At 70.2% G+C, this 14429-nt stretch carries 14 protein-coding genes and 1 pseudogene; 6 read left to right on the forward strand and 9 right to left on the reverse strand.

The features are described 5' to 3' along the window. Positions 1–38 precede the first annotated feature (38 nt). The 5 genes and pseudogenes from E4O86_RS11250 to betI form a co-directional block, all read right to left on the reverse strand. The gene (locus E4O86_RS11250) at positions 39–1007 is read right to left on the reverse strand and encodes a tripartite tricarboxylate transporter substrate binding protein BugD (RefSeq protein WP_161140637.1); all 969 of its coding nucleotides are present in this window, start codon (positions 1005–1007) and stop codon (positions 39–41) included. 82 nt (positions 1008–1089) lie between these two features. Beyond that, positions 1090–1713 carry a LysE family translocator gene (locus E4O86_RS11255; protein WP_161140638.1) on the reverse strand — a complete coding sequence of 208 codons (624 nt, stop codon included), beginning with the start codon at positions 1711–1713 and terminating at the stop codon, positions 1090–1092. Positions 1714–1857: 144 nt separating this feature from the next. Then, on the reverse strand, positions 1858–4053 hold the full coding sequence (locus E4O86_RS11260; protein ID WP_161140639.1) for a putative bifunctional diguanylate cyclase/phosphodiesterase: 2196 nt from the start codon (positions 4051–4053) through the stop codon (positions 1858–1860). A gap of 359 nt (positions 4054–4412) precedes the next feature. Next, positions 4413–6062, reverse strand: a pseudogene (gene betA / locus E4O86_RS11265) (choline dehydrogenase); the annotation flags it as partial. After that, complete coding sequence (gene betI, locus E4O86_RS23560) at positions 6062–6649, reverse strand: choline-binding transcriptional repressor BetI (RefSeq protein ID WP_161140641.1); 588 nt, start codon at positions 6647–6649, stop codon at positions 6062–6064. The gene betI and the pseudogene betA, both read right to left, overlap by 1 nt. Before the next feature lie 133 nt (positions 6650–6782). Between betI and E4O86_RS11275 the strand changes: the two genes are divergently transcribed. From E4O86_RS11275 to E4O86_RS11290, 4 genes are all read left to right on the forward strand, one after another. Next, the gene (locus E4O86_RS11275; RefSeq protein WP_161140642.1) at positions 6783–7730 is read left to right on the forward strand and encodes a choline ABC transporter substrate-binding protein; all 948 of its coding nucleotides are present in this window, start codon (positions 6783–6785) and stop codon (positions 7728–7730) included. Positions 7731–7780: 50 nt separating this feature from the next. Beyond that, complete coding sequence (gene choW, locus E4O86_RS11280) at positions 7781–8623, forward strand: choline ABC transporter permease subunit (protein ID WP_161140643.1); 843 nt, start codon at positions 7781–7783, stop codon at positions 8621–8623. Next, on the forward strand, positions 8620–9798 hold the full coding sequence (choV, locus tag E4O86_RS11285) for a choline ABC transporter ATP-binding protein (RefSeq protein ID WP_343039146.1): 1179 nt from the start codon (positions 8620–8622) through the stop codon (positions 9796–9798). Before choW ends, choV begins: the two co-directional genes overlap by 4 nt. 192 nt (positions 9799–9990) lie before the next feature. After that, the gene (locus E4O86_RS11290) at positions 9991–10374 is read left to right on the forward strand and encodes a YbaN family protein (RefSeq protein WP_161140644.1); all 384 of its coding nucleotides are present in this window, start codon (positions 9991–9993) and stop codon (positions 10372–10374) included. 27 nt (positions 10375–10401) lie between these two features. Here E4O86_RS11290 and E4O86_RS11295 read toward each other — a convergent pair whose 3' ends face one another. Further along, positions 10402–11025, reverse strand: coding sequence for a LysE family translocator (locus E4O86_RS11295; RefSeq protein ID WP_161140645.1), 624 nt, complete (start codon positions 11023–11025; stop codon positions 10402–10404). Between the two features lie 191 nt (positions 11026–11216). Between E4O86_RS11295 and ykgO the strand changes: the two genes are divergently transcribed. Together ykgO and E4O86_RS11305 are read left to right on the forward strand one after the other, a co-directional pair. After that, positions 11217–11342, forward strand: coding sequence for a type B 50S ribosomal protein L36 (ykgO, locus tag E4O86_RS11300; protein ID WP_161140646.1), 126 nt, complete (start codon positions 11217–11219; stop codon positions 11340–11342). Positions 11343–11403: 61 nt separating this feature from the next. Then, a complete protein-coding gene (locus E4O86_RS11305; RefSeq protein ID WP_161140647.1) occupies positions 11404–11991 on the forward strand; it encodes a tetratricopeptide repeat protein in 588 nt (195 codons plus the stop codon). Positions 11992–11994: 3 nt separating this feature from the next. Here E4O86_RS11305 and pyk read toward each other — a convergent pair whose 3' ends face one another. The 3 genes from pyk to E4O86_RS11320 form a co-directional block, all read right to left on the reverse strand. After that, positions 11995–13431: a pyruvate kinase gene (gene pyk / locus E4O86_RS11310; RefSeq protein ID WP_161140648.1), complete on the reverse strand. Its 1437-nt coding sequence runs from the start codon at positions 13429–13431 to the stop codon at positions 11995–11997. Further along, on the reverse strand, positions 13428–13880 hold the full coding sequence (locus E4O86_RS11315; RefSeq protein ID WP_161140649.1) for a DUF1036 domain-containing protein: 453 nt from the start codon (positions 13878–13880) through the stop codon (positions 13428–13430). The genes pyk and E4O86_RS11315 overlap by 4 nt, the downstream gene beginning before the upstream one ends. 47 nt (positions 13881–13927) lie before the next feature. Next, a partial coding sequence (locus E4O86_RS11320; RefSeq protein WP_281351602.1) for an MOFRL family protein occupies positions 13928–14429 on the reverse strand: 502 nt, incomplete at its 5' end.

Here is a 14429-nt window from a genome sequence, read left to right on the forward strand (position 1 = left end):
AGTGGGCGAGGCGGCGCGGCCGCCCCGCCCGGAAGGCACTATTTCGCCATCACGCCGGCTGCCTCGATGATCGGCCGCCACAGCTCGATCTGGGAAGAAAGCCGCTCCTTGTGCGCCTCCGGCGTGGCGAGCTCGGCGGCGACCGGCGCCGTCCCGAGCTCGGCGAACCGGCTCGCGACGTTCTCGTCCTTGAGCGCGGCCTGGAGCGCGGCGTTGAGCTTCTGCACGACCGGCTCCGGCGTCCCGGCCGGTACGTAGAGGCCGTGCCAGACGCTCACCTCGAAGCCAGGCAGGCCGGCCTCGTCGGCGGTCGGCAGGTCCGGCAGCGACTTCAGCCGCTCCTTGGTCGTGACCGCGTAGGCCTTCACCTCGCCGGCCTTGATCTGGCCGGTCGTGTTGGTGGTCTGGTCGCACATGAAGTCGACCTGGCCGCCGACCAGATCGGTGAGCGCGGGGCCGGTGCCCTGGTACGGCACGGTGGTCACGTCGGCGCCGATCGCCTTCATGAGCAGCAGGCCGCAGAGATGCGAGGCCGCGCCGATGCCGGCATTGGCGTAGGTGAGCTTGTCCTTGTTCTCCTTGACGTAGGCGACCAGCTCCTCGAGCGTCTTCGGCGGAAAGTCCTTGCGCGCGATGATGGTCATCGGGACGTCGGTCACCAGCCCGATCGTCTGCAGGTCCTTGAGCGGATCGTAGGGCAGGTTCTTGTAGAGGCTCGGCGCCGTCGACATGCCGATATGGTGCATGAGGACGGTGTAGCCGTCGGGCCGCGCGCGGGCGACCTGGCCGGCGGCGAGCGTGCCGCCGGCGCCGGCGACGTTCTGGACCACGATCTGCTGTCCGAGCGACTTGCTCATCGGCTCCGCGACGAGGCGCGTCACGGTATCGGTCGGTCCGCCGGCCGAGAACGGCACGACGATGGTGACGGGCTTCGTCGGGTAGTCCTGCGCCGCGGCCGCGCCCGCCATCGCGGCCAGCGCGGCGGCGGCAAGCAGAAGTCTTCTCATCGCTAAATCCTCCCGAATTCTGCGGACAAGCTTGCATCCGCTCCACTGAGCGTCAAGGCGATCCCCCCGGAGCGCAAGCGGGTCACGCGGCCCTCCGCCACGCGACGCTGAGGAGCCCGGCGCCGATCAGCAGCGTCCCCGCGGAGCGGTTCACCGCGCGCTGCACCGAAGGCTTCCGGATCGTGCTCCGGGCGGCCGAGGCGAGCAGCCCGTAGGCGGCCGCATTCAGCGTCGCGAGCACGAGGAACGTGGCCTCGAACACGACCATCTGCGGCAGCAGCGGCGCGGACGCCACGAGGAACTGCGGCAGGAAGGCCACGAAGAACACGATGCTCTTCGGGTTGAGGGCGGTCACGACATAGGCATGGGCGAAGATCCGCGCCGGGCGCGCTGCAGGCGCCTCCAGCGACGCGGGATCGGCCGGCCGCGCGCGCCAGAGCCGCGCGCCGAGATAGACGAGATAGGCCGCGCCGACCCATTTCAGGAGGGTGAAGAGGCCGGCGGAGGCGGAAAGCAGTGCGCCGAGGCCGAGCATCGAGGCGGTCATGGCGGTGAAGTCGCCGAGCGCCACGCCCGCGACGGTGGCAAGCCCGGCCCGGCGCCCGTGCCCGATCGCATAGGAGACGACGAGCAGCACCGTCGGCCCCGGTATCGCCACCAGCACGGCGGAGGCGGCTGCGAAGGCGAGCCAGTGTTCGACCGACATTCCGATCCCCTTGAGGAGACCGGCATCAATTCATCGACATTCCGCGCTGGCAAGCCCCGCCGGGCCGCCGCCGCCCCGGATTCGACCATTGGCTAATGTGCCGGCGCGCCCTGCGCCGGCGCGGCGGCTGCGCCGGGAGGAACCTCAGGCGGCGGAGCGCCGCCCGATGCTGCCCATCAGCTCCGCCAGTTCCTCGGGCGGGCGCGCCGGGCTGAAATAGAAGCCCTGGCCTTCCATGCAGCCTTCGCCCTGGAGATAGGCGAGGTCCTCCGCCCGCTCGATGCCCTCGGCGGTGACGGTCATCTTCAGGCTTGCGCCGAGCCCCACGATGGCGCGGACGATCGCGCGCGATTCCGAGCAACTGCCGAGATTGCGCATGAAGGAGCGATCGATCTTGATCTTCGTGAAGGGGAAGCTCCGCAGATAGCTGAGCGAGGAATAGCCCGTCCCGAAATCGTCCATCGAGATGCCGACGCCGAGCGCCCTCAGCCCGTTGAGCGTGGCGAGCACGCTCTCGGTGCGCTCGACGAGCAGCGCCTCTGTGATCTCGATCTCGAGCCGCTCCGGGGCGAGGCCGGACTGCGCGAGCGCGCTCACGACAGTCTCCAGCACCTTGCAGGTCTTGAACTGCATGGGAGAGAGATTGACGGCGACCTTCATGTCCGGCGGCCAGGCCATCGCGTCGCGGCAGGCGCGCTGCAGCACCATCCGGCCGATGTCGCCGATCAGGCCGATCTCCTCCGCGAGCGGGATGAACTGCTCCGGCGAGACCCAGCCGCGCTCGGGATGATGCCAGCGCAGCAGTGCCTCGAATCCGACGACGCCCTCGTCGGAGAGGTTCACCAGCGGCTGGTAGTAGAGCTGCAGGTCGCCCGCCGCCAGCGCGGTGCGGAGGTCGAGCTCCAGGCTGCGCCGGGCGAGGAGGTGCTCGTCCATGCCCTGCTCGAAGAAGCGGGACCGCCCCTTGCCGTCCGCCTTGGCCTGGTAGAGCGCGACGTCGGCGCTCTTCAGGAGACGGTCGGGGTTCTCCCCGTGCTGCGGTGCGATCGCGATGCCGACGCTCGCGCCGACGACGATCCGGTGGCTCTCGATTTCGACCGGTTCGCTGACCTCCGCGACCACGCGTTCGGCGATCGCCCGGAGCTCCTCCTCGTCCGACGCCGGCAACAGCATCACGAACTCGTCGCCGCCGAGCCGGGCGACCGTCGCGGCGTCGCCCGCGCAGGCGCGCAGCCGCTCGGCGATCCCGACGAGGAGCTTGTCGCCGATCGAATGCCCCAGCGTGTCGTTGACGGCCTTGAAATTGTCGAGGTCGATGAGAAGGGTCGCAAAGCCGGTGCCGGTCGCCGCAAGCTCGGCGAGCGCCTGCTCCACGCGCTCGCGGTGGTGGACGCGGTTGGCGAGCCCGGTCAGCGCGTCGTGCCGGGCCATGTGCGCGACCCTCGCCTCGGCCTTGCGCCGCTCGGTCACGTCGATCGCGGCGAGCACGATGGTCGGGCGCCCGTCGCTCGTCAGCTCGCTCGCGAAGAGGGTGACCTCGATCGCCTTGCCGTCCGCCTTCCTGTGGCGCCAGGTGCGCTCGCTCCCCTGGGTCCGCTCGCCGAGCCGGCGGATCAGGGCGCGGTCCTCGGGCGAGGGATCGTCGAAGATCCCGAGGATGCTCGATCCCGTCAGCCGCTCCGGCCGGTAGCCGTAATGCGCGGCGGCGCGGGCGTTCACCCCGGTGATCCGCAGCGTCTCGCGGTCGTAGAGGAACATCGGGACGGGGTTGTCCTGGAAGAGCAGCCGGAATGACGCCTCCCGCTGCTTCATCTCGGTGATGTCCACGCGGATTCCGATCGTGCCGCCGCCGCTCGTCGCGCGCTCCTCGATCATGATCCACCGGCCGTCCGCGAGCTGCTGCTCGTGCCGGCCGCCGGGCCGGTCGAAATGGGCGAGCCGCTCCGCGAGCCATTCCTCCTCGCGCCCGATCGCCTCCGGGTACTGTCCGCGCTCGACGCCGATGCGGAGCGTGTCGGCAAGCTTCACGCCGGGCGCGAAGAGATCCGCGCTGCCCTCGTAGATCTCCTCGTAGCGCCTGTTCCAGAGGATGTAGCGGCCTTCGGCATCCAGGAAGACGATCCCCTCCGGCAGCGCCTCCAGCGCATCCCGGAGCTGCCCCTCCGCCTCGCGCGCCTTCTCCTCGGCGGCTTCGGCCTGCCGCCGGGCCCTCGCAAGGGCGCTCGCCATGCCGGACCAGCGGCGGCGCCGGCCGAGCAGGTCGAACAGGCCTTTGAAACTCCGGCGGGCGGAAGCGGCCGGCTCCGCGACCGTGCTCGAAACGCGACCGTCTTCCCGCATGTCTGGGGCCCCACCCACCGCAACGCCGGCTAACTGGATAGGGAACCAAAGCTTAATCCAGAGTTGATTGTCGGTTTCCCGAGGCCAGAAATCCCGAAGGTAGAATAACCGCAGTGGCAGGTTGCCGATAAATTGTGCGGATGCACAGGAATTCCTCAGGCGAATGCTTCTCTTCGCCGCGTGCCTGGAGTGTTCGCCGGCAGGTGCCGGCCTCGCCTGCGGGGCGGGCGCGGGGGGCGCCGCGCCGCGGAACTTCGGAAGGCAGCCTACCTGACGGCGGCCGTGGAGGGCCGTCGCCCGGGCAGGGTTTCTGCACAGCCCGGCTCGCCGCCCCTCCGGCCGCCTCCCGGAAGGTGGAGGCGTTGCGCCGATTCCCAGTTCGGCGCGATCCACGGCTCCAGCCGCTCGGGCGGCAGCGGGGAGCGGCCGAGAATGTGGTCGGCGGCCTTCTCGCCCACCATGAGCGACGGGCCGTTGAGATTGCCGTTGGTGATCTCGGGGAAGACGGAGGAATCGACCACGCGCAGGCCCTCCACCCCGATCACCCTGCATTCGCGGTCGACAACGGCCAGCGGATCGTCCGGGCGGCCGATCCGGCAGCTGCCGCAAGGATGGTAGGCGCTCTCGGCGTTGTCGCGCACGAATGCGTCGATTTCCTCGTTCGACTGCACCGCGCCGCCGGGCGCGAGCTCGTCGCCGCAGAAGGCGGCGAGGGCGGGCTGGCGGAAGAGCTCCCTGGTGAGCCGGACCGCGCTGCGGAAGTCGCGCCGGTCGTCGGGGCTGCTCATGTAGTTGAACCGGATCTCCGGCGCGGTCTCCGGCGCCGGCCCTCCGAGCCGGATTGTGCCGCGCGACGGCGAGCGCATCGGCCCGACATGAACCTGGAAGCCGTGCACGCTTGCCGCCGCCTTGCCGTCATAGCGGATCGCCGCGGGCAGGAAGTGCATCTGAAGGTCGGGATAGCGGATGCCCGCGCGCGAGCGGATGAAGGCGCAGGCCTCGAAATGGTTGGTCGCCCCGAGGCCGCTGCGGAAGGCGAGCCATTCGATGCCGATCCGCGCCCGCGCGAGAAGGCCCAGATGGCCGTTGAGCGTGATCGGGCGGCTGCAGTTCTGCTGGACGCAGATCTCGAGATGGTCCTGGAGATTGCCGCCGACCCCCCGCCGGTCCGCCAGCACCTCGATCCCGCGGTCGCGGAGGTGCTCGGCCGGGCCGATCCCCGACAGCATCAGGAGCTTGGGCGAGTTGATGGCGGAGGCGGCGACGATTACCTCCCGGCGGGCGCAGGCCGTTTCCGTCCTGCCGCGGCAGCGCATCGCGACCCCGGCCGCATGGCGGCCCTCGAAGAGGATCCTGTCGACATGGGCGCCTGTCACCAGGCGGAGGTTGGGCCGCGTCAGGGCCGGCCGGAGATAGGCGTTGGCGGCCGACCAGCGGCGGCCCTCCCACACCGTCATTTCCATCGGGCCGAAGCCTTCCTGGCGCGATCCGTTATAGTCGTCCGTCGCACTGTAGCCGGCTTCGATGCCGGCCTCGATGAAGGCCGCATAGAGGGGGTTGCGCCGGCTGCCGCGGGTGATGTGGAGGGGACCGTCGCGGCCGCGCCAGCCCTCCTCGCCGCCGTGGCTCGTTTCCATCCGCTTGAAATAGGGAAGGACGTCGGCATGCCCCCAGCCTTCGGCGCCGGCCTGTTCCCAGCGCTCGAAATCGAGCGCGTGCCCGCGCACGAACACCATCCCGTTCACGGATGACGAGCCGCCGATCACCTTGCCGCGCGGGCAGGCGAGCCGGCGGCCGCCGAGCTGGGGCTCCGGCTGGGTGCGGAAGCCCCAGTCGTAGCGGCGCATGTTCATGGGGATCGAAAAGGCGGCCGGCATCTGGATGATCGGCCCGGCATCGGTGCCGCCGAACTCGAGCAGCAGCACGCTGTGCCGGCCGTCCTCCGAGAGCCGGTTGGCGAGCACGCAGCCGGCCGACCCGGCGCCGACGACGATGTAGTCGGCCTCGATCACGACCGCGCCCGTCCGAGCGCCCGGCGAACGCTGTCCTCGACGGCCGCGACCGCCTTCTCCGGGTCCGCTCCCCCGTCGGCGAGGGATTGCCGGATCCAGAGGCCGTCGATCAGGGCGGCCGTCGTCTCGGCGATCTCGATCGAGCGCTCGCGCGTCGTGAGGCTCGCCAAGGCGTGCACGAGGTTGCTCTCGAGCCGCTTCGTGTAGACGCGCAGGAGCCGTCGCGCCTCCGGGTCGGTCTGCGCCTGAACGTAGAAGGCGAGCCATGCCGAGATCACCGCCGGGCGGAACTGGCAGGCGGCGAAGTTCCCGCGGATGATGGCCGAGATGCGCTCCTCCGGGCCGGCGGCGAGTGCGAGCCGCGCCTGGATTCCGTCGCCGAGCTCGGTCAGGAGGTGGCGCATCGTGGCCAGCAGCAGCTGGTCCTTGCCGCCGAAATAGTGATGCGCGAGCGCGGGCGACACGCCGGCCCGGCGGGCGATCTCGCCCATCGTCACCTGCGCCATGCCGTGGGCGTGGATGGCGTCGATCGCCGCCGCGATGAGCGCCTTCCGCCGCATCGGCTGGACTCCCGCTCTCGGCATGAGCCGCTCCATCCGGGCAACGCGCGGAAGCCTAGCGCCTGTTGATTGACTGATCAATCAACGTCGCCTTGCCACGCCGGGGAAAGGGTGTTTCGATGGCGGAAACGTCCGGAACGCCGTCACGGGGGAAGCGATGGCACGTCTCGTCAGCATGCTCGCCGGGGCGCTCGCCGCCGCCGTGCTCGCAACGGGATCCGCCGCCGCCGCCGAGGCGGAGAGCTGCAGGACAGTCCGCTTCTCCGACGTCGGATGGACGGACATCACGGCCACGACCGCGCTCGCCTCCGTCGTTCTGGAGGCGCTCGGCTACGAGCCGGACGTCAAGGTCCTGTCGGTCCCGGTCACCTACGCCTCGCTCAAGAACGACGACATCGACGTGTTCCTCGGCAACTGGATGCCGACGATGGAGGCGGATCTCGCGCCCTATCGCGACGACGGTTCGGTCGAGGTGCTCGGCGCCAATCTGGAAGGCGCGAAATATACGCTCGCGGTGCCGCGCTACACCTACGCGGCCGGGCTGAAGAGCTTCCAGGACATCGCCAGGTTCAAGGACGATCTCGACGGCAGGATCTACGGCATCGAGCCGGGCAATGACGGCAACCGGCTCATCCTCGACATGATCGAGAAGGACCAGTTCGGCCTCGGCGATTTCGAGCTGGTGGAATCCTCCGAGCAGGGCATGCTGGCGCAGGTGAAGCGCGCGGTCGCGCGCAAGCAGCCGATCGTCTTCCTGGGCTGGGCGCCCCACCCGATGAATGCCAGCATCGAGATGGACTATCTCGCCGGGGGCGACGACGTCTTCGGCCCGGATTTCGGCGGGGCGACCGTCTTCACCAATGTGAGGAAGGGCTATCGCGACGCCTGTCCGAACGCCGCGCGGCTCATCGCGCAGCTGAAGTTCACGCTGCCCATGGAGAACGAGATCATGGGCGCGATCCTCGACGACGGCAAGGAGCCGAAGGCGGCCGCGACGGCCTGGCTCCGGGCCCATCCCGACGTGCTCTCGGGCTGGCTCGAGGGCGTCGAGACGACCGGCGGCAAGCCGGGGCTCGAGGCCGTGAAGGCGGCCCTCGGATCGTGACCGCCCCGTCGCCGGGCGGGATCCCTTCGGCCGGCTGATCGTCCGGGCCCATGGACTGGCTGACGCGCTACAAGATTCCGATCGGGCGCTGGGCGCAGGCGGGGGTCGACTGGCTCACGGCGCATGGCGCGGCCGTGTTCGATGCTGTCGCGGGCGCGCTCGAAGCCATGATCGGCGCGATCCTCTGGCTGCTCCAGACGCCGCATCCGCTGGTCGTCATCGCGCTCGCCGCCGGACTCGCCTTGCTGCTCCGCCGCTCGCTCGGCTTCGCCCTCTTCGTGGCCGCCGGCCTCCTCCTCATCGTCAACCAGGGCTACTGGAAGGAGACGACCGAAACGCTCGCGCTGGTGACGTCCTCCGCCATCATCTGCATGGCCGTCGGCGTGCCCGTGGGCGTCGTCGCGGCGCGCAGGCCTTGGCTGATGGCGGTGCTGCGGCCCGCGCTCGACCTCATGCAGACCATCCCGACCTTCGTCTATCTCATCCCGGCGCTCATCCTTTTCGGGCTCGGCATGGTGCCCGGCCTGATCGCCACGGTGATCTTCGCGCTGCCCGCGCCGATCCGCCTCACCCAGCTCGGCGTGAGCTCCACCCCGCGCCATCTCGTCGAGGCGGCCGACGCCTTCGGCGCCACCTCCTGGCAGCGCCTCTGGAAGGTGGAGCTGCCTTACGCGCTGCCGCAGATCATGGCGGGCCTCACCCAGACCATCATGCTGTCGCTCTCCATGGTCGTGATCGCGGCCCTCGTCGGCGCCGACGGGCTCGGCGTGCCGACCCTGCGCGCGCTCAACCAGGTGAACATCGCGCGCGGCTTCGAGGTCGGCATCGCGATCGTCCTCATCGCGATCATCCTCGACCGCTTCTTCCGGCATTCCGGCGAGGCGGCGCGGTGACGCCGGACGGCCCGCAGACGCTGGTCGCCTTCCGTTCGGTCGATATCGTCTTCGGCGACCATCCGGCCGACGCGCTGCCGCTCATCGATGCCGGCCGGACCCGAGGCGAGATCCAGGCCGAAACCGGCCAGATCGTCGGCGTCAAGCAGGCGACGCTCGATGTCCGCCAGGGCGAGATCGTGGTGCTGATGGGCCTGTCCGGATCCGGCAAGTCGACGCTGATCCGTGCCGTCAACGGCCTGAGCGCGGTCACCCGCGGAACCGTGACCGTCCATGACGGCGAGCGGCACGTCGACGTCCACGGCTGCGGCCGGCGGCGCCTGCGCGCCCTTCGCAGAAGCCGGATCGCGATGGTGTTCCAGCAGTTCGCCCTGCTGCCCTGGCGGACGGTCGCCGACAATGTCGCCCTCGGGCTGGAGCTCGATCACGTGCGGCGCGCGGAGCGGCGCCGGCGCGTCGCCGAGCAGCTGGAGCTCGTCGGTCTCGCCGGCTGGGGCGGCAAGCGCGTCGACGAGCTCTCCGGCGGCATGCAGCAGCGCGTCGGCCTCGCCCGCGCCTTCGCCACCAGGGCGCCGCTCCTCCTGATGGACGAGCCCTTCTCGGCGCTCGATCCCCTCATCCGCGTGCGGCTGCAGGACGAGCTGCTCGCGCTCCAGCGCAAGCTCGGGCGCACCATGATCTTCGTCAGCCACGACCTCGACGAGGCGCTGAAGATCGGAACGCGCATCGCGATCATGGAGGGCGGCTCGATCGTCCAGGTGGGCACGCCGCAGGAGATCGTGCTGAAGCCGTCGAGCGCCTATGTGCGGGACTTCGTCGCCCACATGAACCCGCTCAACGTGCTGCGCGCGCAGGAGGTGATGACGCCCTGGCGGGACCTTCCGAGAACCGGCGAGGGCGCGATCCGCATCGACGAGGATCTCGTGCTCTCGGCGGCCTGCGAAGGCTGGCGGCATGGCGAGCGGGTGCAGGTCGTGCCGCTCGAGGCCGTCGCGGCGGCGCCGCACCGGGCGATCGTCATGGCCGGTCCGGAGACGCCCCTGCGGAGCCTCATCGACGCGCGGCTGAAGCATACCGGTCCCTTCGTCGTCGGAACGGAAGCCGGAGCGGTCGGCCTCATCCGGGACGAGGACCTCTTCCGCTGCCTGACGCCGGCGAAAGGCGAGGCCGGCTGAGCAACCCGCCGGCGGACCTTCGCAGGGCGCGCGGTCGGAACGAGCGAAAGCCTTCCGGGGCGTCCGGGCATCGCCGCGCGCGGCCCGGTCCCGCGGTCCGCGCGAAGTTGCGCACCGGATCCGCCGAACCGTGCTATCCGGTTCCTTCCGGACGGAGTGATGGATGCGGCGGCCGATCGCCGCCGGCGCGCGATGAAGAAGCCTTTTCTGGTTGCTCTCGGGCTCGTTTCGACCGGCCTCGGCATTCTCGGTGTCTGGCTGCCGGGCCTCCCCACGACCCCTTTCGTCCTGCTCGCGCTCTGGGCCTTCGCGCGGTCGAGCCCGCGGCTTCACGCATGGCTCGGCCGGATCCCGCTCCTCAGCGCCGCGGTCGCGGAAGCGGACCGTTTCGAGCGGGAGCGCTCCCTGCGCATGGGCGTGAAGCTGACGGCACTCTCGATGGCGTGGGGATCGTTCCTCCTGGTGCTCCTCGTTTCCGGCGGATCGCATCCGCTTGTGCTCGGCGCCGTGGGCGCCGCCGCAATCGCCTGCTCGGTCTTTCTCTGGTGGGTGCCGACGGCCGGGCGCCCCGGCTGAGCCGGTCCGGCCGGGCGAGGGGCCGGGTCAGGTCCGGCTTGCCGTCGAGAGGAGCCCGCCGATGCCGACGAAGGTGGCGCCCGCGACGCGGTTGAACCAGCGGCCGTTCCGGCCGAGCCACGGCGCGATCTTCTGCGCGGCGCCGGCGAGGACGAGCTCGTACAGGAATTCCACCACGGCGAAGGTGCCGCCGAAGACGGCGAACTGGAGCAGGAACGAAGCTCCGGGCTGCATGAATTGCGGCAGGAAGGCCGCGAAGAAGATGAGCGCCTTCGGGTTGGAGACCGCGACCAGGAAGCCCTGCATGAAGAGGCCGCTCGCCCGCCTTCCGCGGAGATCGATCCCCGTCTCCCGCGCGACCGCGGGGGCGGGCGCGCGCCAGGTGCGGATGCCGAGATAGACGAGATAGGCGGCGCCCAGCCATTTCGCGACCGTGAAGACCTCCTCCGAGGTCGCCAGCACCGCCCCGAGCCCGGCCAGCGAAGCGGCGATCAGGACGGCGAAGCCGGTAACGCCGCCGAGGGCGGTGAAGACCGTCCGGGACAGGCCGAAGCGGAGGCCGTGGGTGAGCGACAGGAGGCCGTTCGGACCGGGCGTCAGCGACAGCCCGATCGCCGCGGCCGAATAGAGGAGCCAGGTTTCGATGCTCATGGCGGGCCACCAGTGGGATATGCCCGCATAGCAGAAGGACGCGGCCCGGGCCACGACGGAGGCGTCCGGAACCGCCCGCGCCTCATGGGTCCCGAACCCCGGCATGGCATTGACAAGCCGGGCTGCCGCCCCCTATGTGCAGCCCGGACATTTCGAGCGCGCGGGCGCCGCTTCGCGCGAGGATGAGACCTATGAAGATCAAGAACTCGCTGCGCGCGCTGAAGGGCCGCCATCGCGACAATCGCATGGTGCGCCGCAAGGGCCGCATCTACATCATCAACAAGACGCAGAAGCGGTACAAGGCCCGCCAGGGCTGACCCTTCCGCCTGCTTGCCTCGGGCTTTGACGGCATGGCCGGAGAACGCTAGTTTTCCGGCCATGCCCCGTCTTGTCCTCATCGTCCTCGTCTTCTTGCTGGCGCTGCCGGCCTCCGCCGGGGCGCAGGATCGGCCAAGGCCCGAGCCTTCGCTGCGCGAGCGGATCGCCCAGATGCCGCTCGACGACCTCTTCGCGCGGCTCGCCGTCAGCCCGGAGCGGACCTCGGCCAAGGCGCTCGAGAACGAGATCCTCCGGCGCTGGTACGATTCCGGCAGCCCGACCACCGATCTCCTGTTCGGACGCGCGCTGCAGGCCCTCAAGGACGACGACCAGGGCCTCGCGCTCGACATTCTCGACCGGGTGGTGACGCTCCGGCCGGCTTTCGCGGAGGGCTGGAACAAGCGCGCCACGCTGCATTTCGCGCGCGACGAGTACGGCATGGCGATGTCGGACCTGGAGCGCGTGCTTGCGCTCGAGCCGCGGCATTTCGGCGCGCTCGCAGGGCTCGGTGTCATTCTCCAGCAGTTCGACCGGAAGGAGGAGGCGCTCAAGGTGTTCGACCGGGCGCTCGCCATCAACCCGCAGATGGAAGAGGTGAAGAAGGTGCGCGACGAGCTCGAGAAGGAGCTCGCCGGCCGCTCCCTCTGACCGTCAGATCCCGGTCAGTCCGTCGGACCCGACGAAGGCGAGCCGCAGGAGGTTGGTCGCCCCCGGGGTGCCGAACGGCACGCCCGCGGTGATGATGATGCGCTGGCCGGGCGTTGCGAATTCTTCCTGGAACGCGATCTGGCTGGCCCGGTCGACCATCTCGTCGACATTGCCCACGTCTTCGCTCACCACGCAGTGCAGGCCCCAGACGAGCGCGAGCCGCCGCGCCATCTCGCGGATCGGAGAGAGGGCGATGATCGGCACACCCGGGCGCTCGCGCGCGGCGCGGAGCCCGGTCGAGCCCGACGACGTGAAGCAGACGATGGCGGCGACGTTGAGCGTTTCCGCCATCTGGCGCGCCGCGGCGGTGATCGTGTCGGCGCCCGTCGATTCGGGCTCCGTGCGCTGCGAGTGGATGATCTGCGGATAGTGCTGGTCGCGCTCGACCTCCTCGGCGATCCGGTTCATCGTCTCGACGGCCTGGACCGGATACTCGCCCGCGGCAGATTCCGCCGAGAGCATCACCGCGTCGGCGCCCTCGAAGACCGCGGCGGCGACGTCGGAGACCTCGGCGCGGGTCGGGACGGGCGCCGTGATCATGCTCTCCAGCATCTGGGTGGCCACGATCACGGGCTTGCCGGCGCGCCGCGAGGCGCGGGTGATCCGCTTCTGCGCGCCCGGCACCCTCTCGATCGGCATCTCCACCCCGAGATCGCCGCGCGCCACCATGATCGAATCGGAGATCTCGATGATCTCGTCGATCCGCTCGAGCGCCTGGGGCTTCTCGATCTTGGCCATGATGCCGACCTTGCCGCGCGCGATCTTGCGCGCCTCGGCGATGTCCTCCGGCCGCTGGATGAAGGAGAGCGCCACCCAGTCGATCTCCTCATGGAGCGCGGCCTCGAGGTCGCGGCGGTCCTTCTCGGTGAGCGCGGAGACGCGCAGGACGGTGTTCGGCAGGCTGACGCCCTTGCGGTCCGAAAGCCGCCGGCCCGCGACGACCCGCGTCTCGGCGCGGTGCGGGCTCGCCTCCAGCACTTCCAGCCGGACCTTGCCGTCGTCGAGGAGGATCGCGTGGCCCGGCCGGAGCGCCTCCAGGATCTCGGGATGGGGCAGATAGACGCGGTGCTGGTCGCCGGGGGAGGGATCGTCGTCGAGCACGAAGGACTGGCCGGCCTTCAGCTCGACCGCCCCCTCGGCGAAGCTGCCGAGGCGGAGCTTCGGGCCCTGGAGGTCCACCAGGATGCCGATCGGCCGCCTGTATTTCGCTTCGACGCCGCGGATCATGCCGACGAGCGCGCGCATGCCCTCGTGCGTGGCGTGGCTCATGTTGATGCGGAAGACGTCGACCCCCGCCCGGAACAGGGCGTCGATCATGTCCGGGCTGCTGGACGCAGGGCCCAGCGTGGCGACGATCTTGGCTTTGCGGTTTCGCTTCATCGGGCTCCGACACCTGCGCGCGCGTTGGACTCCGTGAGCTGCACCGTCCAGTTCGTCTGGTCCCCGGTGTCGACCTCGAAGAAGCCGGTCCGCTGGAAGCCGCGAGCGACGCAGTCGTTCACGCCTTCGATGGTGAATTCCTTGTCCCGCGTGCACATGAACGCCGAGCCGCCCCACTCGCCCCCGTGGTCGTAGTCTACGGCGTAGATGTAGTAGTATCGCGACGACAGCTCGCCGCCGAGAAGGGTCTCGCAGGCCTTGGCCTGGATGTTCCACCAGCCCTCGGTGGTCCACTTCTTCCCGTTCATGTAGCCGATCGCGACCCCGACCCGGCTCGGCGTCTTGTTGCAGAGCCGGAGATCGGCGCGCGCCGCGTCGGGGAGAAAGAGAAGGGGGAGGAGGAGGATCGTCAGGGTTGCTATCGTCGCGGTGCTTCGGTGAAGCGTCATGGCTTCGCCCTTGCCGTCATCTTCATGTGCTGGAACCCCGGCCGCGCTTATCGCCCTGGCCCTTCGGCGTTGTCAACGACGATGCAGCGGAAGTCGTTGACGTTGGTGCCGGTCGGGCCGGTCGACACCAGCCCCCCGACCGATTCGAAGAACCCGGTGGCGTCGTTGTTCGCCAGGAAGTTGGCAGGCTCAAGGCCGCGTGCGCGCGCCGCCTGGGCGGTGTTGCCGTCGAAGAGCGCCCCGGCCGGGTCGGACGAATTGCCGCCGCCGCCGTCGGTCCCGTCCGTGTCGGCCGCAAGCCCGCAGATGCGGTCGGCGCCGTCGATCGCGGCGGCGAAGGCAAGCGCATATTCCTGATTCGGCCCGCCCCGCCCGGTGCCCCGGATGGTCACGGTCAGCTCGCCGCCGGAGATCAGGACCGACCGCGCGCCGCCGGCCGCGAGCGTCAGCGCGAGCCGGGCATGCTCGGCCGCCACCTCGCGCGCCTCGCCCTCGAGCGCGTCCCCGAGGAGGCGCGCGTCGAACCCCGCGGCGCGTGCGATGTCCGCC

It is taken from the genome of Propylenella binzhouense (assembly GCF_009866965.1).
Taxonomy (GTDB): Bacteria; Pseudomonadota; Alphaproteobacteria; order Rhizobiales; family Afifellaceae; genus Propylenella; species Propylenella binzhouense.

Bases quoted from the DNA above. Each gene is read 5' to 3' on its own strand.
- choW (WP_161140643.1), top strand. From the start codon at position 7,781: ATGGACTGGCTGACGCGCTACAAGATTCCGATCGGGCGCTGGGCGCAG.
- E4O86_RS11250 (WP_161140637.1), bottom strand. From the start codon at position 1,007: ATGAGAAGACTTCTGCTTGCCGCCGCCGCGCTGGCCGCGATGGCGGGC.
- pyk (WP_161140648.1), bottom strand. From the start codon at position 13,431: ATGAAGCGAAACCGCAAAGCCAAGATCGTCGCCACGCTGGGCCCTGCG.
- E4O86_RS11260 (WP_161140639.1), bottom strand. From the start codon at position 4,053: ATGCGGGAAGACGGTCGCGTTTCGAGCACGGTCGCGGAGCCGGCCGCT.
- E4O86_RS11290 (WP_161140644.1), top strand. From the start codon at position 9,991: ATGAAGAAGCCTTTTCTGGTTGCTCTCGGGCTCGTTTCGACCGGCCTC.
- E4O86_RS11255 (WP_161140638.1), bottom strand. From the start codon at position 1,713: ATGTCGGTCGAACACTGGCTCGCCTTCGCAGCCGCCTCCGCCGTGCTG.
- E4O86_RS11315 (WP_161140649.1), bottom strand. From the start codon at position 13,880: ATGACGCTTCACCGAAGCACCGCGACGATAGCAACCCTGACGATCCTC.
- betI (WP_161140641.1), bottom strand. From the start codon at position 6,649: ATGCCGAGAGCGGGAGTCCAGCCGATGCGGCGGAAGGCGCTCATCGCG.
- ykgO (WP_161140646.1), top strand. From the start codon at position 11,217: ATGAAGATCAAGAACTCGCTGCGCGCGCTGAAGGGCCGCCATCGCGAC.
- E4O86_RS11295 (WP_161140645.1), bottom strand. From the start codon at position 11,025: ATGAGCATCGAAACCTGGCTCCTCTATTCGGCCGCGGCGATCGGGCTG.
- E4O86_RS11275 (WP_161140642.1), top strand. From the start codon at position 6,783: ATGGCACGTCTCGTCAGCATGCTCGCCGGGGCGCTCGCCGCCGCCGTG.
- E4O86_RS11305 (WP_161140647.1), top strand. From the start codon at position 11,404: ATGCCCCGTCTTGTCCTCATCGTCCTCGTCTTCTTGCTGGCGCTGCCG.